The following is a 22,475-nucleotide window of genomic DNA, read 5'->3' as shown; positions in this document are numbered from 1 at the left end:
TGAGGCGACCAGTTTTTAGTATGCTAAATTATTTAATATCTTTACCCAGACCAATTAAGCGAATTATTACTCTCTTCATAGATGTTATACTGCTCTTATCCGCTTTTTGGTTTGCATTTTGGGTGCGTATTGATTCAATGACTCCGATATATAGTACGGAGCATTGGCTTTTTATTTTCTCAATAATTTTAGTTACTCTGGCAATATTTGTTAAATTAGGGCTATATCGGGCCGTAATCCGTTACATTACTGCCAAGATATTATTAGTAGTAACGATGGGGATGGTCATATCGTCCATTTTGCTTATTATCGCAGCGTTCTATACCAACCTCTATTTGCCGAGAACGATTCCTTTTATCTATTTCTCATTCGGTCTGCTGCTTATTGCCGGATCACGGCTTGGAATGAGGATGTTGGTGAATCGTGGGTTGAATCTGGGCACTCGGGTAGTTATTTATGGTGCAGGTGCTTCGGGTCGTCAATTACTGCCTGCGCTGAGCCAGATGGACGAATACTACCCCGTTGCTTTTGTCGACGATAATCGCGCCCTGCAAGGTCAGGTGATTCACGGAGTAAGCGTCTTCGCACCAGAAAAACTGCCCTGGCTGGTTGAGAAATACGAAGCGAAGAAAATTCTGCTGGCCATGCCAAGCGCAAGCCGGGCCAGAAAAAACGAAGTCATTAAAACCCTGGAAGGTCTGCCGTGCGAAGTGCTCTCGATCCCGGGAATGGTCGATCTGGTGGAGGGGAAGGCAAGTATTGATTCCTTGCGGAAAGTCGTTATTACAGACCTGCTGGGCCGCGATCCTGTCTCACCCATTCCGGAACTGATATCCCGTAATATCAACGGGAAAACAGTGATGGTTACCGGGGCAGGGGGGTCTATAGGGTCTGAACTATGCCGACAGATAATTAAAAATAAGCCAAACCAGCTTATTCTGTTCGAACTGTCCGAATTCTCCCTCTATTCCATTGATTCCGAACTGCGTAACCTGAATCTGGGTCAGGATTTTAAAGTTAAAATCTATCCAATCCTCGGAAACGTTCAGGATAAAGAGCATCTCGAAAGGTTAATCAGAGCATTCAACGTCGACACAATTTATCATGCTGCGGCGTACAAGCATGTACCGCTTGTCGAGTTCAACGTACTTGATGGCGTGCGCAATAATATCTTTGGTACGTTGAGTTGCGCTCAGGCCGCGGCAAGTTGCGGTGTTGAAAACTTTGTCTTGATTTCGACTGATAAAGCCGTTCGCCCTACCAACACCATGGGGGCGACCAAGCGCATGGCGGAGCTGGTGCTGCAAGCGCTGGCGAAGGAATCCAGTAAAACCTGCTTCAGTATGGTTCGTTTCGGCAACGTGTTAGGCTCATCAGGCTCAGTTGTGCCGTTATTTGAAAAACAGATTGCTGCAGGTGGACCGGTGACGCTGACTCACGAAGATATCACGCGTTACTTTATGACTATTCCTGAAGCGGCTCAATTGGTTATCCAGGCGGGAGCCATGGGCACGGGCGGCGATGTTTTTGTTCTGGATATGGGGGAACCCGTCAAGATCATCGACCTTGCGCACCGCATGATTACGTTGCAAGGGCTTACCGTTCGCGATGATAAAAACCCTTATGGTGATATCGCGATAAAAACAACGGGTCTGCGGCCTGGTGAGAAACTGTATGAAGAGTTGCTTATCGGCGACAATGTATCCGTTACGCAGCACCCGCGTATCAGGACTGCTAACGAGGTGATGTTGCCGTGGAGTGAGATGAGCATTATTCTCCGTGACCTCGACAACGCCTGCTGTCAGTTCGACTACGAGCGCGTGCGAGAGATACTTTTACAGGCACCTGCAGCATTTAATCCAACCGACGGTATCTGCGATTTACTTTGGAATGTAAAGGTAAGTTAAAATAGCAGATTGTCAGTTTCTCCGCCCTGGAAGCTTATCAATAGTTACCTGGGCGACAGCAACTAATTAATTGTTTCTGATAACATTAAGAGCGAAATAAACGTGAAAATTCTGGTCACTGGTGGAGCAGGCTTTATTGGGTCTGCGGTGGTACGACACATTATTAATGATACGCAAGATTCTGTTATTAACGTCGATAAACTGACTTATGCAGGGAATCTTGAATCGCTGGCCGATGTCTCGCACAGCGAACGCTATCATTTTGAACATGCCGATATCTGCGACAGCAATGCCATGGCGCGTATTTTTGCAGAGCACCAGCCGGATGCGGTGATGCACCTGGCGGCCGAAAGCCACGTTGATCGCTCGATCACCGGCCCGGCAGCCTTTATTGAGACTAACATTGTTGGTACCTATGTACTGCTGGAAGCAAGCCGCCAATACTGGTCAGCGTTAGATGCTGATAAAAAAGCGTCTTTCCGTTTCCACCATATCTCAACAGATGAAGTCTATGGCGATCTTCCGCATCCGGATGAAATGGCCAAGGGAGCTGAACTGCCGCTGTTTACTGAAAAAACGGCCTATGCCCCAAGCAGTCCCTATTCTGCTTCTAAAGCATCCAGCGATCATTTGGTCCGTGCCTGGCTGCGTACCTATGGTTTCCCTACCATTGTGACTAACTGTTCTAACAATTACGGTCCATATCACTTCCCGGAAAAACTTATCCCGCTGGTCATTCTCAATGCGTTGGAGGGTAAAGCCCTGCCTGTTTACGGTAAAGGAGACCAAATCCGCGACTGGCTGTACGTAGAAGATCACGCCCGTGCGTTATACACCGTGGTAACCCAGGGCAAGATTGGCGAAACCTATAACATCGGCGGCCACAATGAGAAGCAGAATCTTGATGTGGTAAATACCATCTGCTCATTGCTGGATGAAATCGTGCCGAAGGAAGGTTCCTATCGTGACCAGATAACGTATGTGGCTGACCGCCCGGGTCACGATCGCCGCTACGCGATTGATGCAGAGAAAATTGGTCAGGAGTTGGGCTGGAAGCCTCAGGAAACTTTCGAAAGTGGCATTCGTAAAACCGTAGAATGGTACCTGGCGAACACAAAATGGGTAGAGAACGTGAAAAGCGGCAGCTACAAGTCCTGGATTGAAGAAAACTATGGAGATCGCGCCTGATGAATATTCTTCTGTTCGGTAAAACCGGTCAGGTGGGTTGGGAGCTACAGCGTGCTCTGGCACCGCTGGGCAATTTGATTGCGGTTGACGTCCATTCGCAGGAGTATTGCGGTGATTTCAGCAACCCTGAAGGCATTGCAGAAACGGTGCGCCGCATTAAGCCTGATGTCATCGTCAACGCGGCTGCGCATACCGCCGTCGATAAGGCCGAGTCAGAACCCGAATTTGCTCAGCTGCTGAATGCCACGAGTGTCGAGGCGATTGCCAAAGAGGCCCAAAAATTGGGGGCCTGGGTTGTTCACTACTCTACTGATTACGTATTCCCGGGTAATGGCGATACGCCGTGGCTTGAGACGGACGCCACAGCGCCGCTTAATGTGTATGGCGAGACCAAACTTGCGGGTGAAAAAGCCTTAAGTGAAAATTGCTCACGCCATTTGATCTTCCGGACTAGCTGGGTTTATGCCGGTAAAGGGAATAATTTTGCGCGTACCATGCTGCGACTGGCAAAAGAGCGCTCTGAGCTGTCTGTTATTAACGACCAATTCGGGGCCCCTACGGGTGCTGAATTATTAGCAGACTGTACGGCTCATGCTATTCGGGTTGCCCTGAATAAACCTGAAGTGGCGGGAACTTATCATCTGGTTGCCAGTGGTACAACAACCTGGTACGACTATGCCTCTCTGGTATTTGATGAAGCGCGCAAAGCCGGAATTGAACTGGCATTACAGCAGCTTCATGGCGTGCCGACCAGTGCGTACCCAACGCCTGCAAAACGTCCGGCAAACTCGCGCCTCAATACGTTAAAGTTCCAGCAGAATTTCAACCTCGTACTGCCTCAGTGGGACGCGGGGGTTAAGCGTATGCTGACTGAGTGGTTTACAGCGACAGCGATTTAATAATGATCGGGATGCCTGGGAGTGGGCATCTTATGACTATAGAGATGATGAAATGAAAACGCGTAAAGGTATTATTCTGGCGGGTGGCTCTGGTACTCGTCTGTATCCAGTAACAATGGCTGTTAGTAAACAATTATTGCCTATTTATGATAAGCCGATGATTTACTATCCGCTTTCAACGCTGATGCTGGCTGGTATTCGAGATATTTTAATTATTAGTACTCCGCAGGATACACCGCGTTTTGAACAGCTTCTGGGTGATGGAAGCCAGTGGGGGCTGAATCTGCAATATAAAGTCCAGCCAAGCCCGGATGGTCTGGCGCAGGCTTTCATTATTGGCGAAGAATTCATTGGTAACGATGATTGCGCCCTGGTGTTGGGGGATAACATTTTCTATGGTCACGACCTTCCTAAATTGATGGATGCAGCGGTTAATAAAGAAAATGGTGCAACGGTTTTTGCCTATCACGTGAACGATCCTGAGCGTTACGGTGTTGTCGAGTTTGATAAAAATGGTACCGCCATCAGCCTCGAAGAAAAACCGCTGGAACCGAAGAGTAATTATGCAGTGACGGGACTCTATTTCTACGATAACAGTGTCGTTGAGATGGCGAAGAATTTAAAACCGTCAGCACGTGGTGAACTGGAAATCACGGATATTAACCGTATTTACATGGAGCAAGGAAAGCTTTCCGTGGCTATGATGGGCCGTGGCTTTGCCTGGCTTGATACAGGGACTCACCAGAGCCTGATTGAAGCGAGTAACTTCATTGCAACTATTGAAGAGCGCCAGGGGCTGAAAGTGGCTTGTCCTGAAGAAATTGCTTACCGCAAAGGATTTATTGATGATGAGCAGGTTAAAAAACTCGCTGCTCCGTTGTCAAAAAACCAATACGGACAATATTTACTGAAAATGATCAAAGGTTATTAATTAATGAATATCATTAAAACAGAAATACCCGATGTGCTAATTTTTGAGCCGAAAGTTTTTGGTGATGATCGTGGTTTCTTTATGGAAAGTTTCAATCAGCGAATTTTCAACGAAGCCGTTGGTAAAGAAGTGAATTTTATTCAGGATAATCACTCTAAATCCAGCAAAAATGTACTTCGTGGTTTGCACTACCAACTACAGCCCTATGCTCAAGGTAAATTAGTCCGTTGTGTCGTCGGTGAAGTTTTCGATGTCGCTGTCGATATTCGTAAAGACTCACCCTATTATGGGAAATGGGTTGGCGTACATTTATCTGCAGAAAATAAAAAACAATTATGGATCCCTGAGGGATTTGCTCATGGATTTTATGTTCTGAGCGATACAGCAGAATTTGTGTATAAAACAACTAATTATTATTCTCCTGAACATGAGCGTTCAATCTTATGGTCAGATAGCGAACTGAACATTGCATGGCCTGTCAGCCACGATTGTTCACCGAGTTTGTCTTCGAAAGATCTTGCTGGTAAAGCTTTTAAAGATTCAGACTATTAATTTCTACTCAGGCCTGTAAATAGCATACAGGCTTTTTTCACATTACTGAGTGTATCATACCAGTGAAAAAAAACATTATACTGCTATTTTTTGTTCAGGCTTCAAACTATTTATTCCCTTTGTTAACCCTCCCATATTTAATGCGAGTGTTAGGGGCTGAAAATTTTGGAATTGTAGCTATGGTCCAGGCGTGGCTACAATACATTATAATTTTTGTTGATTATGGCTTTAACTTTAGTGCGACGTTACTGGTTTCAGTTAATAAGAATAATCAATCCAAAATTGATTCTATTTATACAGCAGTAACTGCTGCTAAGTTAGCGTTATTACTGATAGTTTCATGTATTTTTGCTTTATATGTAATTATCAATGGCACGAGTATATACTCTTATCTGATCCTGTTAGGGATGATATCCGTAATAGGTACAGTTTTATTCCCTGTATGGTTATTTCAAGGGATTGAAAAAATGCAGGGTATTGCAATATGTACAACCATTGCAAAATTCGTCTCCCTTATTCTGATTTTCCTTTTAGTAAAAACGCCTGAAGATATGAATATGGCCGTTATAAGCCAATCATCAGGGATGTTTATCTCAGGTATTTTGGCTTGTTTCTTTATAAAAAAACAAAAATTGGCCAAATTTACAAGAGTTTCAATAAAAGAAATCTATTCGGTTTTATCTAAGGGATTTGACCTTTTTGTATCTAATATAACTATAAGTTTTTATACGACTTTAAATATATTAATTATAGGATATTTTGGTGGCCCGACGCTGGCAGGTTATTTCTCAGCAGCAGATAAAATCCGAACTGCAGCGCAAGGTTTGATGAGTCCTGTTCAGCAAGCGATGTTCCCAAGAGTCAGTTCATTGATTAGTGAAGGAAAAACACTCAATGAAATCTGGCACTTGTATGGTAAGAAGTTTATTGCGTTCGGATTGTTAATATCGGTCGCAATGGCTGTCATAGGATACCCTGTATCACTTTATTATTACAGTGAAGAATATCGAATATCGTCGATGATATTGTTGATGATGTCTCCTTTGCCATTTATCGTTTCAGTGGGCGTTGTATATGGACAATGGTGGTTAATACCTAATCATTTCACAAAAGTTGTCAGGAAAACATATCTTGCTGTGAGTTTTATGCATATTATAGTTTCTATACTATTAATGCATCTGACTCCAACATATGGCGTGACAATTAGCGTGATTATTACAGAAATAATTGTTTCGGCTATTTTTGTCCTGGTGAGTTTTAATAGCGAAAAGAATTCAAGATGATTAAACGAAGACCTAGAAATCCATCTTTTTATTTATGTCTGTATGTTGTCTTTGCATTAGTATTATGGGTTTCACAAAGTAGCCTCTACATCACATTTGATTCTGGTTTGATGATCCTAATTGTTTCTTATTTATATTTTTTCTTAGGATGCTATATAGGTAATAAAACAACAAGATTTCATCAGCAAGATAATCTAATAAATAATCAATCGCTCTTTAATATTTCCTTGCAGGTAAAAATTCCACTTGTAATCAACTTCTTCATATTGATTTATCTGGCGTTCCTGTTTAAAAATATTGTGACGAGTGGTATTTCGTTCGCAGAATACAGAGAAAGTTTATTTAAAGATCAATCAATAAAAGAATACTATGGAGCATTTGCAGCTTATTTATTTGTATTTGCAACCCTGGTGCCGCTTTTTGGCATTAGTTATGGTTTGTATTTGAAGATTAATAAAAATAAATCTGCAATCTTATTTTTCTCATTTTTAATGTTGGTAGGAAAAGAAAGTATCTTGATTTCAAGATACTATGTTTTCGCTCCGGTGTTGGCAGCAATATTAATATTATATTGCTATGATAGAAAAATGACTTTGAAGAAAGTTATTTTTGCTCTGGGTGTATTTTTGATTTTGTTATTAGCCATATTCACTTTTAGAGGTGATAGCGACTTAAGTCAAAGTCTTATTAATACTCGCAATTATGCGATTGCAGGTTACTCACTTTTTACTCATGCAATTGATAGCGGTGATACTGATATCTTGTATGAGCTTTCTAGTCCATTTTCATTCTTAGGTATACTAGGCGCTAAGTTTTACGACCAAAGCGCTTTCTTCACAAAAGTCCAAGATTTCGTTCTGCTAGGCAGTGCTGGTTATTTTAATGCCTTTTATACATCCTTGTTATTACCCTTCCTGTATTTCGGTAGTATAGGGTTAGCTGTACTCAGTATGTTGTTTGGATATATTGTATCGAGAAATCACAATTGCTTTATCAATAAGAACTCATTCCTTAACTTCAACTCCCTGTTTGCTTTGATTGTTATTTTCTTTTCTCATCAGTTTTTGCCGGTGCAGTTATCCTTCTTTTGGGATTATTTCCTGATTTCGTTATCAGTTCATTTGTTTGTAGTTTGTTATAGAAATATAAGGAGCAATTTTTGAAAACGTTAGCATTTTATCTTCCGCAATTTCATGAGATTGAAGAAAATAATAAATGGTGGGGAGAGGGTTTTACCGAATGGGTCAATGTTAAAAAGGCTACGCCTCTTTTTAAAAATCATAACCAGCCCAGAGAACCTCTGAACGATTATTATTATAATTTGCTCGATGTAGAAACATTAAAATGGCAATCGGAACTTGCAAAAAAGCATAATATTGATGGTTTTTGTTTTTATCATTACTGGTTTAATGGTAAGCGTTTACTGGACAAACCAGCTGAACTTTTACTGGAGAACAAAGATATACATCTCCCGTTCCTTTTTTCATGGGCTAACGAGCCATGGACGCGTAGTTGGGATGGTAGTCATCGAGATGTTATCATGCCCCAAAGTTATGGTGACGAATCAGACTGGCTAAATCACTTTAACTATCTCAAGCCATTTTTCGAAGACGAAAGATACATTAAACATAATGGTAAGCCTGTATTTCTATTATATCGTTCTGCTAGCTTTGAAAAGTGTAATGAGTGGATTCAGTATTGGCGGAAACTGGCAAAAGAAACGTCTTTCGGTGATATACATTTTGTGTCAACACTTACCTCATTCGCTCAAGATCATCGTAAGCTAGATTTTGATGCCGAGTTAAATTTTGAACCAATGTGTACTTTTGAACACAATATGGGGAAACTTAAACCGATATTGCGAAAAGTGATCGGAAGAATAAAACGTATTTCTAATGAAAAATTAAAAACAAATTACGTTGAGCAGATATTATCTTATCAATCAATTTGGGATAAAATCCTTGAAAAGGATTTTAGTGAAACACATTATTCAGGTGCATTCGTTGATTGGGATAATACGCCAAGGAAAAAAACTAAATCACTCGTGATGAAAGGAAGTAATCCTCAGGTATTTAAGAATAATTTCGATAAACTTTATAAAAAATCTATTTCTGCTAATGTTCCATTCTTATTCATAAATGCATGGAATGAATGGGCTGAGGGTACGTATCTTGAGCCGGATAAAAAAAATGGATATGGTTATTTGAATGCAGTAAAAGATACTGTTAAAAAATACAAAAAAAATTAATAGGTGATAGGTCGTGATTAGTTCTGTAACTGTAACATTTAACCCTGATATACTTTGCTTAGAAAAGCAATTTCTTTCTTTGCAAGGCCAAATAGACAGTGCTGTTATAATAGATAACGGCTCTCGAAATTACGAAGAGATAAAAGATTTAGCAGAAAAATTTAATTTCGTCATGATCAGTTTGCCCGAGAATATGGGTCTTTCGCATGCGCAAAACATTGGTATCGAAAATGCTATATCTCGCGGTGCCGAATATTTATTACTTCTTGATCAAGACAGTGTATTAGGTGCTAATTTCATCAGTGCCATGAGCAAGATGTACACCCAGAATAACGTTGGTATCCTGGGTCCTTCTTTTTATGATCCGCACACAAACGAATTTTATTGGGGCACTAATTACATCGGTCCATTTATTAAACGAACGCCAATAGAAGAAATAACAGATGTCACCTACGTTATTGCATCTGGCTCTTTCTTTTCTTCTGAAGTTTACGAGAAAGTTGGTAAAATGGAAGAAGCATTGTTCGTGGATTATATTGATGTGGAGTGGGCCCTGCGTGCTAAAAAATTAGGGTATCGCGTTGCAATGACTAATCAGGCGTCAATGGCTCACACGATTGGTGATTCAAGGCTGAATCTGTTAGGACGTAAAATATCTGTTCATAGCCCGATGCGACGTTACTTTTTGGTCAGAAATAGCTTCTTTATGATCAGAAAGTCATATATTCCAGTGGGTTATAAAGTTCGTGAGGTTTTCCTTAATTTTGCTCGTGCTGCAATATCTTTAATTCTTAATAAAGAAAAAAAGAAAACGTTGATGATGATCTTTTACGGTATTTCTGATGGTCTTTCTGGAAGATTTGGACCATTCAAAAGACATTAATACCAGGTGTAGCTGTCTCGTTGCAAGTTAATGAGCGTTAGTAACGATATACTTATCGGACTGTTTCAAAAACTATGAAAATTCTTTATATAATTACACGCGCGAATGAAATCGGTGGGGCTCAGACTCATTTGCGTGATATGACATCTGGTTTAGTAAAGGATGGTCATCAAGTTGAGTTAATCGTTGGAGAGCAAGGCGCTCTGGTTGATGATGTTCGCGCATTAAATGTGAAAGTTCACATTATCCCTGAGCTGGTAAGGGAAATATCGCCTTATAAAGATATTAAATGCGCTTTAATTATACGCAAGATTATAAAAGAATTTTCTCCGGATGTTATTGCACTTCATTCTTCTAAAGCTGGAATTGTAGGGAGGTTGGCAGCTCTTTTCCTGAAAATTCCTGTTGTTTTCACCGTACACGGTTGGTCATTCGCAAATGGGGTTCATGATAAGAAACGTCGCTTGTACATTGTTATTGAACGATTATTCAGTAAAATTACTGATGAAATAATCACAGTCTCTGCTCAAGATAAACAACTTGCAATCGAACATAACGTTGCGTCTGCCAGTCAGCAAACGGTGATCCATAATGGCGTGCCGTTAAAAAGTGCTGCTCCTCATGTTTACCATACTCATGACGTAGTGAAGTTGATTTCGGTAGCTCGTTTTTCAGAACAAAAAGATCATGAAAGCCTATTGAAAGCGTTGAGTCGATTAGAAACAAGAAACTGGGCGTTGACGCTGGTAGGAAAAGGCCCCAGATTAGATGAGATGAAACAGCTTTCACAGGATCTTGGAATTAGCGAAAATGTACTGTTTACAGGCGAACGTTTAGACGTTGATGCCTTGCTGGCAGACAGTGATATTTTCCTGTTAATTTCTAACTGGGAAGGTTTCCCTATCAGTATTCTCGAGGCTATGCGTGCAGGCTTGCCTGTTTTAGCATCAGACGTTGGTGGCGTTTCTGAATCTGTCATTGATGGCAAAACGGGATATCTCGTTCCTCGTGCAGATATTGATGCCATTAAAAACAGACTCGCTGACTTAATTAGTGATAGTGCTTTACGTGTTGAATTAGGCAAGTCAGGAAATGAATTTTTCCTTGAAAACTTCTCATTCAACGCAATGTATAATAAAACGGTTGAACTTTATCAAAAAGCAATTAATAAAAAACATAATAAATAAGAGAATTTATTATCTGTTGTGATTTAGTTCATTTATAAATAAAATATACCTGCACCTTTTGTGGGGGTTTGATATATCCCGTTTTGTGTCGTCTGGCGTGATCAAGGCCACAAATGCCTACCTCTGTCCCTGATTTATGAGTTAAGATTCTTGCAAATTATATCTGTCGGGGTTACCCGACAGTGACCACACCTGACAGGAGTATGTAATGTCCAAGCAACAGATCGGCGTTGTCGGTATGGCAGTGATGGGGCGCAACCTGGCGCTCAACATCGAAAGCCGTGGTTATACCGTCTCCGTTTTCAACCGCTCCCGTGATAAGACTGAAGAAGTGATTGCCGAAAACCCAGGCAAGAAACTCGTTCCTTTCTATACGGTAAAAGAATTTGTTGAGTCTCTGGAAACGCCTCGTCGAATCCTGCTAATGGTGAAAGCGGGCGCAGGTACCGATGCAGCTATAGACTCCCTGAAGCCTTACCTCGAAAAAGGCGACATCATCATTGATGGCGGTAACACCTTCTTCCAGGACACCATTCGTCGTAACCGTGAATTGTCCGCTGAAGGCTTCAACTTCATCGGTACCGGTGTTTCCGGTGGTGAAGAGGGCGCGCTGAAAGGTCCATCTATTATGCCTGGCGGCCAGAAAGAAGCGTACGAGCTGGTTGCGCCAATTCTGACTAAAATTGCAGCCGTTGCTGAAGATGGCGAGCCTTGTGTGACCTATATCGGTCCGGACGGTGCGGGTCACTATGTCAAAATGGTGCACAACGGCATCGAATACGGCGATATGCAGCTGATTGCAGAGGCATACTCCCTGCTGAAAGGCGGCCTGAATCTCTCTAACGAAGAGCTGGCTGAAACCTTTACCGAGTGGAATAAAGGCGAGCTGAACAGCTACCTGATCGACATCACCAAAGATATCTTCACGAAGAAAGATGAAGAAGGTAAATATCTGGTTGATGTGATTTTGGATGAAGCAGCGAACAAAGGTACCGGTAAATGGACCAGCCAGAGCTCTCTGGATCTGGGCGAGCCGCTGTCTCTGATCACCGAATCCGTCTTTGCGCGTTATATCTCTTCTCTGAAAGAGCAGCGCGTTGCGGCTTCTAAAGTGCTGTCAGGCCCACAGGCTAAACCAGCCGGTGACAAAGCTGAGTTCGTCGAGAAAGTTCGTCGCGCCCTGTACCTGGGTAAAATCGTCTCCTACGCGCAGGGCTTCTCACAGCTGCGTGCGGCGTCTGACGAGAATAACTGGGACCTGAACTACGGCGAGATCGCGAAGATCTTCCGCGCGGGTTGCATCATTCGTGCGCAGTTCCTGCAGAAAATCACCGATGCCTATGCTGAAAACGCAGGTATCGCTAACCTTCTGCTGGCACCGTACTTTAAGAAGATTGCAGACGAGTACCAGCAGGCGCTGCGTGACGTGGTTGCCTACGCTGTACAGAACGGTATCCCGGTTCCAACCTTCTCGGCTGCGGTGGCGTATTACGATAGCTACCGCGCTGCCGTTCTGCCTGCCAACCTGATTCAGGCACAGCGTGACTATTTCGGCGCGCATACTTACAAGCGCACGGATAAAGAAGGCGTGTTCCACACCGAATGGATGGAATAAGTTAACTTACTCGCTTTCATCAAACCCGGAGCCTGTCTCCGGGTTTTTTTATGCAAAAAATGCCGCGCATTATTCGAAGTAGTCTGAATCTCATCCCCCTCGTTGTGATTACTCCTGGTTTGCCTTGACAGTGCTGTTTGCCAGGAGGTACAAAGCCCATCAGTTATGTTTATCGCGATGGTCTGCCGGCCATCAGTACAGTTAACTAAAAGAAGTCATTAGCGAATGAAAATAACAATTTCCGGAACAGGGTATGTCGGTCTTTCTAACGGCATTCTGATTGCTCAGAACCATGAAGTGGTTGCGCTGGATATCGTGCAGGCCAAAGTGGATATGCTCAATCAGAAGAAATCGCCGATTGTCGACAAAGAAATCCAGGACTTTCTCAGCAACAAACCGCTGAATTTCCGCGCCACGACAGATAAAGAAGATGCATACCGCGATGCGGATTACGTCATCATTGCGACGCCTACTGACTACGATCCAAAAACCAATTACTTCAACACCTCAACCGTAGAAGCGGTTATCAAAGATGTTATTGCGGTCAATCCTGCTGCGGTGATGGTTATTAAATCAACCATTCCTGTCGGCTTTACCAAATCCATCAAAGAAAAGTTTGGTATCGATAATATTTTCTTCTCGCCTGAGTTCCTGCGTGAGGGGAGAGCGCTTTACGATAACCTGCATCCTTCCCGTATCGTTATTGGCGAACGCTCTGAGCGCGCTGAACGTTTCGCTGCGCTGCTTCAGGAAGGTGCGGTGAAGAAAGATATTCCGGTGCTGTTCACAGACTCCACCGAAGCAGAGGCGATTAAGCTTTTCGCGAATACCTATCTGGCAATGCGAGTCGCGTACTTCAATGAGCTCGACAGCTACGCAGAAAGTCTTGGATTGAATACCCGCCAGATTATTGAAGGGGTTTGCCTCGACCCGCGTATTGGTAACCACTACAACAACCCGTCATTTGGCTACGGTGGCTATTGCCTGCCAAAAGATACCAAGCAGCTGCTGGCAAACTACCAGGCTGTGCCGAATAACCTGATATCGGCGATTGTTGACGCTAACCGTACGCGTAAAGATTTCATCTCCGATTCTATTCTTGCGCGCCAGCCGAAAGTGGTCGGCGTGTACCGTCTGATCATGAAGAGCGGTTCCGATAACTTCCGCGCCTCTTCCATTCAGGGGATCATGAAGCGCATCAAGGCGAAAGGCGTTGAGGTTATTATTTATGAACCGGCCATGCAGGAAGATCAGTTCTTCAATTCCCGCGTGATCCGCGATCTGGATGCTTTTAAGAAGGAAGCGGATGTCATCATCTCGAACCGCATGGCCGAAGAGCTGGCTGACGTCGCTGACAAAGTCTATACCCGCGATCTGTTCGGTAGCGACTAATTCTCTTACGTTAAAATAAAAAACCCGGCTGATTTGCCGGGTTTTTTATTTTCAGACCTTGTAAAACTCGCGGTACCAGTCAACGAAGTTCTTCACGCCGTCTTTAACCGAGGTTTGCGGTTTGAAACCGATCACGTCATAGAGCGCTTTCGTGTCGGCGCTGGTTTCCAGGACGTCGCCCGGCTGGAGTGGCAACATATTTTTCTCGGCTTTCTTACCCAGCGCCTCTTCCAGCGCGGTGATATAGTCCATCAGTTCTACTGGCGAACTGTTACCGATGTTGTAAACGCGGTAAGGTGCTGAACTGGTTGCCGGTGAGCCAGTCTCGACGGTCCAGTTTGCGTCAGGATGGGGAATAACATCCTGCAGGCGGATAATTGCTTCAGCGATATCATCGATGTAGGTGAAATCGCGCTTCATCTTGCCGTAGTTATAGACATCGATGCTTTTGCCTTCAATCATCGCCTTAGTAAACTTAAACAGCGCCATGTCCGGGCGTCCCCACGGACCGTATACGGTAAAGAAGCGCAGTCCGGTGGTCGGCAGGTTGTAGAGATGCGAATAGGTGTGCGACATCAGCTCATTGGCTTTTTTGGTCGCGGCATAGAGTGAAACCGGGTGATCTACGGAATCGTCAGTTGAGAAGGGCATCTTACGGTTGAGGCCATATACGGAGCTGGATGAGGCATATAGCAAATGCTGAACGTGGTTATGGCGGCAGCCTTCCAGCACGTTGAGGTGGCCAATAAGGTTGGCATCGGCGTACGCATGCGGGTTTTCCAGGGAGTAGCGTACGCCTGCCTGTGCGGCCAGGTGAATAACGCGATCGAACTTCTCGTCAGCGAAAAGCGCAGCCATACCTTCCCGGTCAGCTAATTCCATCTTGTGGAAGGTGAATCGCTCAGATTGTAGCCGTTCCAGACGTGCCAGCTTTAAATTAACATCGTAATAGTCGTTCAGGTTATCAATACCGACAACCTCATGACCGCCCTCAATGAGGCGTTTGCTGACATTCGAACCGATAAAACCCGCTGCACCCGTTACCAGAAATTTCATATCTTTCCTCAAATACCCAACGCTTACAGATGCGATAACGCATCACATGGTGACTATGATAGCGCGAAGGGGGCGAGTTACATAACGCATCTTTCCGATATAACTCATCGGATTCTTATAGAAAAATCCCCAGCAATAGATAAACTATGAAAACACAATTATGTTTGCCCTTTTTCATCTGTTAGGGAATGTATGACGCACAACAACAATAGCCAGGTCATCCGAAGCAATGACCCTGAGCAAATTGATTTACTTGATTTAGTGCTGCAGCTGTGGCGTGGGAAGTGGATGATAGCAACGTTTGTTGTTGTTTTTATTGCACTTGCTGTCGGTTATCTTACTTTCGCGAAAGAAAAGTGGACCTCAAGCGCAATTATTGCGCAACCTGATGTCGCTCAAATTGCAACATATTCTAATGCGTTGAATATCCTCTACGGTAGTGCTGCACCCTCAATGCTTGATGTTCAAACACGCGCTATTGGTCGTTTCAATTCTTCCTTCTCTGCATTGGCACAGGCACTGGAAAATCAGGACGAACCTGAAAAACTGACAATCGAGCCTGCTGTTAAAGGGGAATCGCTCCCGTTGAGTGTTTCCTATACCAGTACTTCCGCAGAAGCGGCGCAGAAGCAGCTTGCGCAATATATCCAGCAGGTTGATGAGCAAACTTCCAAAGAGCTCACGGTTGACCTGCAAAACAGCATCAAAGAGCAGATTAAAACCCTGAACGATTCTCTGGTAAACCAGGAGAAGGTCGCTCAGGAGCAGAAAGACCTGCGTATTAAACAAATTACCGAAGCGCTGAAAAACGCTGAGGCGGCGAAAATCTCCTCGCCACAGATTCAACAAACTCAGGATGTGACCCAGGAAACAATGTTCCTCCTGGGAAGCGTAGGGCTGAAATCGATGATTGAAAACGAAGCCTCTCGTCCCCTGGTCTTTTCTGCTGCATACTATCAGACCAGGCAAAACCTGCTGGACATCCAAAACCTGAACGTTAAGCCGGACACAATACACGTCTACCGTTACGTCATGAAGCCGGATCTGCCCGTTCGTCGCGATAGCCCGAAAAAAGCCATTGTGCTGATTCTTGCCGTGCTGCTGGGCGGAATGATTGGTTCCGGTGTGGTATTAGGGCGTAACGCATTGCACAACTACAAACCAAAAGCCTGATTTGCAGATTAAAAAAAACCGGGGAAATTCCCCGGTTTTTTTATTTATGACGCTTTCGAAGATTCTCAATCACCGCCGTCAAATCCAGCTCCTGATCCTGCAGTAGCACCAGCAGGTGATACATCAAATCCGACGCTTCATTCGTCAACTCTTCCCGGTCGTGTACGGTCGCGGCCAGCGCCGTCTCAACGCCTTCTTCACCCACCTTCTGCGCAATACGCTTAGTCCCGCTGGCATACAGCTTCGCGGTATAGGAGCTCTCAGGATCCGCAGATTTACGCTCCGCCAGGAGTTGCTCAAGCTGATACAGGAACAGCCACTGGTGACTCGCCTCGCCGAAGCAGCTGCTGGTGCCTTTATGGCAGGTTGGGCCGATTGGGTTCACCAGCACCAGCAGGGTGTCGTTATCGCAGTCTGGCGTCATGCTGACCACGTTCAGGAAGTGACCCGAGGTTTCCCCTTTGGTCCACAAGCGCTGTTTCGTGCGCGAGAAAAACGTCACTTTGCCGCTGTCGATTGTTTTTGCCAGCGCGTCCTGGTTCATATACCCCAGCATCAGCACTTCGCCTGAGACGGCATGCTGTACAACCACCGGCAGTAATCCGTCAGTTTTTTTCCAGTCCAGCTGCGCCTGTTGTTGCTCTGTTAACATACCCTGATCTCCACGCCCTGGTCGGCCAGGTACGTTTTTAACTCGCCAATATTGATAATCTGTTTGTGGAACACGGACGCGGCCAGCGCACCGTCCACGTTCGCATCGCGGAAAGCTTCCAGGAAGTGTTCCATGGTGCCCGCGCCGCCGGAGGCAATCAGCGGAACGTGGCACACCGCGCGAACTTTCTTCAGCTGCTCGAGATCGTAACCGTTACGCACGCCGTCCTGGTTCATCATGTTCAGTACAATCTCACCTGCGCCGCGCTTCTGCACTTCCTCTACCCAGTCGAGCGTTTCCCACTGCGTCACGCGCGTCCGGCTTTCATCGCCGGTATATTGGTTAACGTGATATTTGCCGGTTGCGGCGTCGAACCAGGTATCAATCCCAACCACTATGCACTGCACACCAAAGCGATCGGCCAGGCGGGTAATCAGTTCCGGCTCGGCCAGGGCAGGGGAGTTGATGGAAATCTTGTCGGCACCAAAAGAGAGAATTTTGGCGGCGTCATCAGCAGACTTAATCCCGCCCGCCACGCAGAACGGAATATCAATCACTTCCGCCACGCGCGCGACCCAGCTTTTATCGACCACGCGGCCATCGCTGGAGGCGGTGATATCATAGAAGACCAGTTCGTCAGCGCCTTCATCGGCATAGCGTTTTGCCAGCGGGACGATATCGCCAATGATCTCGTGGTTGCGGAACTGCACGCCTTTCACAACCTGACCATCCCGCACGTCAAGACAAGGAATTATCCGTTTTGCCAGCATTGAATCGCCTCCGTCACCGTAAATTTACCTTCCAGCAGGGCCCGGCCCACAATCACGCCCTGTACCCCCGTTCCGCGCAGCGCGGCGATATCGGCTAAGTCACCGATGCCACCAGATGACTGGAATGCCACCTGCGGATAACGGGCGCAAACTTCTTCATATAAAGAAACGTTGGAACCCGCCAGCGTGCCGTCGCGCGAGATGTCCGTGCACAGCACGTGCTTCAGGCCCACAGGGAGATACGTCTCGACCAGCGCTTCCAGCGTTACGCCGGAATTTTCCTGCCAGCCGCTGACCGCCACCTGTTTATTACCCTGTTCGTCAATGCGCACGTCCAGCGCCAGTACCAGGGCGTCGGCGCCAAAGCGGCGGAACCAGCCTTTCACCGTCTCAGGATCTTTCACGGCGGTTGAACCGACCACCACGCGCGCCACGCCCGCATCCAGCAGAGCCGCCACGTCGTCTTCGGTGCGTACGCCACCGCCTACCTGCACGGGCACGTCAACACCAGCAACCAGTTTTTTCAGCAGCGGGATCTGGCGCTTCGCCGGATCTTTCGCGCCCGTTAAATCCACCAGATGCAGCACCTGTGCACCCTGGGCGGCATAATCCTGCAGGCGCGGCAGCGGGTCCTTTCCGTAGTCGCGCTGTTGACCGTAATCGCCCTGATGAAGACGGACAACCGTGCCGTCGATTAAATCTAAAGCGGGAATAATCATCACATCTCCAGGAAGTTTTTCAGCAGCTGCGCGCCCGCGGCGCCTGAGCGTTCCGGGTGGAACTGTACGCCGAAGAAATTGTCTTTCTGCACCGCCGCGGTAAACGCCTCGCCGTAAGTGCACTGGGCGATGGTATTGACGTTCACCGGCATAGCGTAACTGTGCACGAAGTAAAAGTACGCGCCGTCTTCGATGCCGCGAAACAGCCGGTCACCCGCTTTGGCGTAAACTCGGTTCCAGCCCATATGAGGCAGAGGCAGGCCGTGGTCGGTCATTTTCGGTACGTCTTCGTCGATAATGCCCAGCAGGTCAACGCCGTTGCTCTCTTCGCTGCGGCGGCCAAGAAGCTGCATGCCCAGGCAAATCCCCAGCACCGGCTGGGTACAGGCTTTGATCAAATCGACCAAATCGCGTTCGCGGATCTGGTCCATCGCCGCCTGTGCGGTGCCAACGCCCGGCAGGAAAAGCTTGTCAGCGCGCAATACAATGTCCGGATCGCGGCTCACCACCGGCTCATAGCCGTGGCGCGCGATGGCCGATTTCACGGAGTTGAGGTTGGCGCATCCGGTATCCAGAATCACCACGTTCATCACAGCACTCCTTTCGACGAGGGCAGGGCATCGCCTTCCACGCGGATCGCCTGGCGAAGCGTACGGCCAAAGGCTTTAAACAGGCTCTCCACGCGGTGGTGATCGTTTTTGCCTTTGGTTTTCAGGTGCAGCGTCAGTCCCATGGTGTAGGACAGGGAACGGAAGAAGTGCTCCACCATTTCGGTGCTGAGATCGCCGACGCGCTGGTAGGTGAAATCAGCTTTGTATTCCAGGTGCGGACGACCCGAGATGTCCATGGCGCAGCGCGCCAGGCACTCGTCCATCGGCAGGACGAAGCCGAAACGGTTGATGCCGCGCTTGTCGCCGAGCGCCAGCTTCAGGGCTTCACCCAGCGCCAGGCCGGTATCTTCCACGGTGTGGTGATCGTCAATATAAAGGTCGCCTTTTACCGCGATCTCCATGCGGAAACCGCCGTGGGTGGCAATCTGGTCCAGCATGTGGTCAAAGAAACCGACGCCGGTGTGGATCTTGCTGCCGCCTTCACGGTCCAGCCATACTTTTACATCAATCTGCGTCTCTTTGGTGTTACGCTCAACGTGGGAATAGCGGTCGCGTTTTGTCAGTTGCTCGCCAATCTTTGCCCAGTTAAGGTCGTTACGATCGTAGCGCAGCCCCGCGATGCCCATGTTTTCCGCCAGCGTAATATCGGTGATGCGATCGCCGATGACGTAGCTGTTGGTTTTATCCAGCATATCTTCGGCCAGATAGCGCTCAACCAGCTTCACCTTTGGCTTACGGCAGTCGCACTCCTCGGCTGGCATATGCGGGCAAATCAGCACTTCATCAAATACCACGCCCTGAGAGGTCAGCACCTGCATCATCAGGTTATGCGGGCCGTCGAAGTCCGCCTGCGGGAAACTGTCCGTACCCAGACCGTCCTGGTTGGTAATCATTACCAGCTTATAGCCCGCTTTCTGAAGCTTAAGCAGCACCGGGATCACGTCCGGTTCAAAAGCCAGCTTGTCGAAACGATCGACCTGGAAATCGGCTGGTGGCTCCGAAATAAGGGTGCCGTCACGATCGATGAAAAGGATCTTCTGGGTCATACTTTCTCCGCTTTCAGGGCGTCAATGACGCGCTGGCTCTCTGCGCGGGTGCCTACGGTGATACGTAAACAGCCACTCAGGGAAGGTTGTTTATTCTGGTCTCGTAAGATAATGCCCTGATCCCATAAAGATTTAAATACGGCACTGGAGGCGGTGAAGCGCGCCAGGATGTAGTTGGTTTCCGAGTCGAACACCTGCTCGACGCAAGGGATGTCTTTCAGCGCGGTGACAAGGTACTGACGTTCCTCCAGGATCTGCGCCACGCGTTCGCGCATCGCGTTGATACCCTGAGGCGTCAGCGCCTGTGCCGCAATATCGGCAACCGGCGTTGAGAGCGGGTACGGGGCGATCACTTTCAGCAGCAGGTCGATAACCTCTTTATTCGCCAGCGTAAACCCGCAGCGCAGGCCCGCGAGGGCGAAGGCTTTTGACAACGTGCGCAGCACAACGAGATGCGGATACTCTTCCAGCCAAGCCGTCAGCGTCGCCTGCGGGCAGAACTCGATGTAGGCTTCGTCGGCCACCACCAGCGCTTTACCACGGGTCATCTCCAGCAGGGTGCGGATATCCTGCGGGTTAATAATCTGCCCGGTTGGGTTATTTGGGCTGCAGACGAAGACGACCTTCACGCCGTCGAGATTGTCGGCAATGCCCTGTAAATCGAGCTGCCAGTTCTCCAGCGCCTGGACGTTGCGGCACGCCACGCCGAAGGTTTCGGCGCTGACGCTGTACATGCCGTACGTGGGCTGGCAGTACATCACCGCGTCTTTGCCCGGCTCGCAGAACGCGCGGATCAGCAGCTCAATGCCCTCATCCGCGCCGCGGCTGACCAGTACCTGCTCCGGCTTCACACCCGCGTACTGGGCGTAGTTTTCAATCACCGCTTTTGGCTGACACTCCGGATAGCGGTTCAGCGTTTGCTGCGACAGCTCAAATTGCACCGCAGTCGGGAATTCGTTGGCGTTCAGCCAGACGTCCCCGTTTCCACCCAGACGACGCGCAGACTGGTAAGGCGTCAGGCGGCGGACATTTTCGCGGGCTAATTCTTCAATGTTCATGCTTGCTCCTTCAGGGCGGCAACGCGCAGCGTCACGGCGTTTTTGTGGGCGGTCAGACGCTCAGCGGCGGCCAGGGTTTCAATAGTAGAAGCCAGTGAAGCAAACCCCTCGCGGGACAGCTCCTGCACGGTCATGCGTTTCTGGAAATCCGCCAGGCCGAGGCTGGAACAGGTAGAGGTGTAGCCATACGTTGGCAGCACGTGGTTGGTGCCGGAGGCGTAATCCCCCGCGGACTCCGGTGACCAGTCGCCGAGGAACACCGAGCCCGCGCTGGTGATGCTGTCGACCAGATCGCGCGCGTTGCGGGTCTGAATAATCAGGTGCTCCGGGCCGTACTGGTTGGAGATGGCGATGCACTGCTCGAGATCGCGCGCCACAATCAGGCGGCTGGCCGCCAGCGCCTGACGTGCCGTGTCGGCGCGGGGCAGGTCGGCAAGCTGGCGTTCAACGGCTTCGCCCACGCGTTTCGCCATATCGGCATCCGGCGTCAGCAGGATGACCTGCGAGTCCGGGCCGTGTTCTGCCTGTGAAAGCAGGTCGGAGGCCACGAAGTCCGGCGTTGCGCCGCTGTCGGCAATGACCAGCACTTCAGACGGACCGGCAGGCATATCGATGGCAGCGCCGTCGAGACGCTGGCTGACCTGACGCTTGGCTTCGGTCACATACGCATTGCCCGGGCCAAAGATTTTGTCGACTTTAGGAATGGACTCTGTCCCGAACGCCAGGGCGGAAATCGCCTGTGCGCCGCCCACTTTATACACCGCCTGCACGCCGCAGAGTTTTGCCGCGTAGAGGATCTCATCGGCGATCGGTGGCGGCGAGCACAGCACTACTTTCTGGCATCCGGCGATACGCGCCGGCGTGGCGAGCATTAATACGGTCGAAAACAGCGGCGCTGAACCACCAGGGATATAAAGTCCCACTGACGCAACCGGGCGCGTCACCTGCTGGCAACGCACGCCGGGCAGGGTTTCCACATCCACGGTCTGCAACTTTTGCGCGGTGTGGAAGGTATCGATATTTTTCACCGCGACGGCCATCGCCTGCTTGATATCGTCACCGAGACGATTACTGGCATCAATGATTTCCTGCTCCGTAACCTGCAATGCGCCAACTTCCGTCTTATCAAACTTTGCACTGTATTCACGCAGCGCGTCATCGCCACGGGCTTTGACGTTATCCAGGATCTCCGCCACGGTGCGGGAGATGCTTTCAGAGGCGGAAATCGCCGGGCGCATCAGCAGCTCACGCTGCTGTGCGTCGCTACAGGTATTCCAGTCGATGATTGTGTTAAAGCTCATGGCC

The 22,475-nt window shown here is 47.8% G+C and carries 21 protein-coding genes; 13 read left to right on the top strand and 8 right to left on the bottom strand.

Translation table 11 applies throughout. The annotated features are described in order from the left end of the window. Positions 1–20: 20 nt before the first annotated feature. The 12 genes from AC2FAJ_RS06600 (at position 21) to ugd (ending at position 14,085) form a co-directional block, all read left to right on the top strand. Positions 21–1,907 (top strand): polysaccharide biosynthesis protein, encoded by a 1,887-nt coding sequence (locus tag AC2FAJ_RS06600; protein ID WP_041909144.1) that lies wholly within the window; start codon positions 21–23, stop codon positions 1,905–1,907. A gap of 102 nt (positions 1,908–2,009) precedes the next feature. Then, positions 2,010–3,095, top strand: a complete 1,086-nt coding sequence (gene rfbB / locus AC2FAJ_RS06595) for a dTDP-glucose 4,6-dehydratase (RefSeq protein WP_041909146.1) — start codon at positions 2,010–2,012, stop codon at positions 3,093–3,095. Continuing rightward, positions 3,095–3,994 carry a dTDP-4-dehydrorhamnose reductase gene (gene rfbD, locus AC2FAJ_RS06590; protein ID WP_041909148.1) on the top strand — a complete coding sequence of 300 codons (900 nt, stop codon included), beginning with the start codon at positions 3,095–3,097 and terminating at the stop codon, positions 3,992–3,994. Before rfbB ends, rfbD begins: the two co-directional genes overlap by 1 nt. A gap of 52 nt (positions 3,995–4,046) precedes the next feature. Beyond that, complete coding sequence (rfbA, locus tag AC2FAJ_RS06585; RefSeq protein ID WP_041909149.1) at positions 4,047–4,925, top strand: glucose-1-phosphate thymidylyltransferase RfbA; 879 nt, start codon at positions 4,047–4,049, stop codon at positions 4,923–4,925. Positions 4,926–4,928: 3 nt separating this feature from the next. Next, positions 4,929–5,477 (top strand): dTDP-4-dehydrorhamnose 3,5-epimerase, encoded by a 549-nt coding sequence (gene rfbC / locus AC2FAJ_RS06580; protein WP_041909150.1) that lies wholly within the window; start codon positions 4,929–4,931, stop codon positions 5,475–5,477. A 62-nt stretch (positions 5,478–5,539) separates the two neighbouring features. Next, positions 5,540–6,760, top strand: coding sequence for an oligosaccharide flippase family protein (locus AC2FAJ_RS06575; RefSeq protein ID WP_041909152.1), 1,221 nt, complete (start codon positions 5,540–5,542; stop codon positions 6,758–6,760). Beyond that, positions 6,757–7,923 carry an O-antigen polymerase gene (locus tag AC2FAJ_RS06570; protein ID WP_485453944.1) on the top strand — a complete coding sequence of 389 codons (1,167 nt, stop codon included), beginning with the start codon at positions 6,757–6,759 and terminating at the stop codon, positions 7,921–7,923. Before AC2FAJ_RS06575 ends, AC2FAJ_RS06570 begins: the two co-directional genes overlap by 4 nt. Beyond that, on the top strand, positions 7,920–9,008 hold the full coding sequence (locus tag AC2FAJ_RS06565; protein ID WP_041909156.1) for a glycosyltransferase WbsX family protein: 1,089 nt from the start codon (positions 7,920–7,922) through the stop codon (positions 9,006–9,008). Before AC2FAJ_RS06570 ends, AC2FAJ_RS06565 begins: the two co-directional genes overlap by 4 nt. A gap of 13 nt (positions 9,009–9,021) precedes the next feature. After that, positions 9,022–9,891, top strand: coding sequence for a rhamnosyltransferase (locus tag AC2FAJ_RS06560; RefSeq protein WP_041909157.1), 870 nt, complete (start codon positions 9,022–9,024; stop codon positions 9,889–9,891). Between the two features lie 74 nt (positions 9,892–9,965). Then, on the top strand, positions 9,966–11,078 hold the full coding sequence (locus tag AC2FAJ_RS06555; RefSeq protein WP_041909159.1) for a glycosyltransferase family 4 protein: 1,113 nt from the start codon (positions 9,966–9,968) through the stop codon (positions 11,076–11,078). Positions 11,079–11,286: 208 nt separating this feature from the next. Next, positions 11,287–12,693: an NADP-dependent phosphogluconate dehydrogenase gene (gndA, locus tag AC2FAJ_RS06550; RefSeq protein ID WP_028013772.1), complete on the top strand. Its 1,407-nt coding sequence runs from the start codon at positions 11,287–11,289 to the stop codon at positions 12,691–12,693. Positions 12,694–12,918: 225 nt separating this feature from the next. Beyond that, positions 12,919–14,085, top strand: a complete 1,167-nt coding sequence (gene ugd, locus AC2FAJ_RS06545; RefSeq protein ID WP_163332522.1) for a UDP-glucose 6-dehydrogenase — start codon at positions 12,919–12,921, stop codon at positions 14,083–14,085. Between the two features lie 51 nt (positions 14,086–14,136). Here ugd and AC2FAJ_RS06540 read toward each other — a convergent pair whose 3' ends face one another. Beyond that, entirely contained in the window at positions 14,137–15,141 is a 1,005-nt protein-coding gene (locus tag AC2FAJ_RS06540; RefSeq protein WP_063154995.1) for an NAD-dependent epimerase, read from the bottom strand. A 192-nt stretch (positions 15,142–15,333) separates the two neighbouring features. On the opposite strand from AC2FAJ_RS06540, the gene wzzB reads away from it, so the two are divergent. Continuing rightward, on the top strand, positions 15,334–16,314 hold the full coding sequence (gene wzzB / locus AC2FAJ_RS06535) for an LPS O-antigen chain length determinant protein WzzB (protein WP_163332523.1): 981 nt from the start codon (positions 15,334–15,336) through the stop codon (positions 16,312–16,314). 40 nt (positions 16,315–16,354) lie between these two features. Here the strand turns inward: wzzB and hisIE are convergent, their stop codons facing one another. From hisIE to hisD, 7 genes are read right to left on the bottom strand one after another with little or no spacing between them, the layout of a single operon-like run. Next, positions 16,355–16,966 carry a bifunctional phosphoribosyl-AMP cyclohydrolase/phosphoribosyl-ATP diphosphatase HisIE gene (hisIE, locus tag AC2FAJ_RS06530; RefSeq protein WP_485453943.1) on the bottom strand — a complete coding sequence of 204 codons (612 nt, stop codon included), beginning with the start codon at positions 16,964–16,966 and terminating at the stop codon, positions 16,355–16,357. After that, positions 16,960–17,736 carry an imidazole glycerol phosphate synthase subunit HisF gene (gene hisF, locus AC2FAJ_RS06525; protein WP_041909169.1) on the bottom strand — a complete coding sequence of 259 codons (777 nt, stop codon included), beginning with the start codon at positions 17,734–17,736 and terminating at the stop codon, positions 16,960–16,962. Before hisF ends, hisIE begins: the two co-directional genes overlap by 7 nt. Next, a complete protein-coding gene (gene hisA / locus AC2FAJ_RS06520; RefSeq protein WP_063942195.1) occupies positions 17,718–18,455 on the bottom strand; it encodes a 1-(5-phosphoribosyl)-5-[(5-phosphoribosylamino)methylideneamino]imidazole-4-carboxamide isomerase in 738 nt (245 codons plus the stop codon). Before hisA ends, hisF begins: the two co-directional genes overlap by 19 nt. Next, the gene (hisH, locus tag AC2FAJ_RS06515) at positions 18,455–19,045 is read right to left on the bottom strand and encodes an imidazole glycerol phosphate synthase subunit HisH (RefSeq protein WP_028013765.1); all 591 of its coding nucleotides are present in this window, start codon (positions 19,043–19,045) and stop codon (positions 18,455–18,457) included. Before hisH ends, hisA begins: the two co-directional genes overlap by 1 nt. Continuing rightward, on the bottom strand, positions 19,045–20,112 hold the full coding sequence (hisB, locus tag AC2FAJ_RS06510; protein ID WP_248112449.1) for a bifunctional histidinol-phosphatase/imidazoleglycerol-phosphate dehydratase HisB: 1,068 nt from the start codon (positions 20,110–20,112) through the stop codon (positions 19,045–19,047). Before hisB ends, hisH begins: the two co-directional genes overlap by 1 nt. After that, positions 20,109–21,170 carry a histidinol-phosphate transaminase gene (gene hisC / locus AC2FAJ_RS06505; RefSeq protein WP_060571642.1) on the bottom strand — a complete coding sequence of 354 codons (1,062 nt, stop codon included), beginning with the start codon at positions 21,168–21,170 and terminating at the stop codon, positions 20,109–20,111. Before hisC ends, hisB begins: the two co-directional genes overlap by 4 nt. Beyond that, positions 21,167–22,471, bottom strand: a complete 1,305-nt coding sequence (gene hisD / locus AC2FAJ_RS06500) for a histidinol dehydrogenase (RefSeq protein ID WP_193358770.1) — start codon at positions 22,469–22,471, stop codon at positions 21,167–21,169. The genes hisC and hisD overlap by 4 nt, the downstream gene beginning before the upstream one ends. Positions 22,472–22,475: the final 4 nt, after the last annotated feature.

This window comes from Enterobacter cloacae complex sp. 385G4, assembly GCF_057320665.1.
This window is presented reverse-complemented; position numbering and strand designations above follow the sequence as displayed.

Bases quoted from the DNA above. Each gene is read 5' to 3' on its own strand.
- AC2FAJ_RS06555 (WP_041909159.1), top strand. From the start codon at position 9,966: ATGAAAATTCTTTATATAATTACACGCGCGAATGAAATCGGTGGGGCT.
- hisC (WP_060571642.1), bottom strand. From the start codon at position 21,170: ATGAACATTGAAGAATTAGCCCGCGAAAATGTCCGCCGCCTGACGCCT.
- hisD (WP_193358770.1), bottom strand. From the start codon at position 22,471: ATGAGCTTTAACACAATCATCGACTGGAATACCTGTAGCGACGCACAG.
- wzzB (WP_163332523.1), top strand. From the start codon at position 15,334: ATGACGCACAACAACAATAGCCAGGTCATCCGAAGCAATGACCCTGAG.
- AC2FAJ_RS06570 (WP_485453944.1), top strand. From the start codon at position 6,757: ATGATTAAACGAAGACCTAGAAATCCATCTTTTTATTTATGTCTGTAT.
- rfbC (WP_041909150.1), top strand. From the start codon at position 4,929: ATGAATATCATTAAAACAGAAATACCCGATGTGCTAATTTTTGAGCCG.
- hisF (WP_041909169.1), bottom strand. From the start codon at position 17,736: ATGCTGGCAAAACGGATAATTCCTTGTCTTGACGTGCGGGATGGTCAG.
- rfbA (WP_041909149.1), top strand. From the start codon at position 4,047: ATGAAAACGCGTAAAGGTATTATTCTGGCGGGTGGCTCTGGTACTCGT.
- ugd (WP_163332522.1), top strand. From the start codon at position 12,919: ATGAAAATAACAATTTCCGGAACAGGGTATGTCGGTCTTTCTAACGGC.
- hisIE (WP_485453943.1), bottom strand. From the start codon at position 16,966: ATGTTAACAGAGCAACAACAGGCGCAGCTGGACTGGAAAAAAACTGAC.
- hisH (WP_028013765.1), bottom strand. From the start codon at position 19,045: ATGAACGTGGTGATTCTGGATACCGGATGCGCCAACCTCAACTCCGTG.
- AC2FAJ_RS06600 (WP_041909144.1), top strand. From the start codon at position 21: ATGCTAAATTATTTAATATCTTTACCCAGACCAATTAAGCGAATTATT.
- gndA (WP_028013772.1), top strand. From the start codon at position 11,287: ATGTCCAAGCAACAGATCGGCGTTGTCGGTATGGCAGTGATGGGGCGC.
- hisA (WP_063942195.1), bottom strand. From the start codon at position 18,455: ATGATTATTCCCGCTTTAGATTTAATCGACGGCACGGTTGTCCGTCTT.
- AC2FAJ_RS06540 (WP_063154995.1), bottom strand. From the start codon at position 15,141: ATGAAATTTCTGGTAACGGGTGCAGCGGGTTTTATCGGTTCGAATGTC.
- rfbD (WP_041909148.1), top strand. From the start codon at position 3,095: ATGAATATTCTTCTGTTCGGTAAAACCGGTCAGGTGGGTTGGGAGCTA.
- hisB (WP_248112449.1), bottom strand. From the start codon at position 20,112: ATGACCCAGAAGATCCTTTTCATCGATCGTGACGGCACCCTTATTTCG.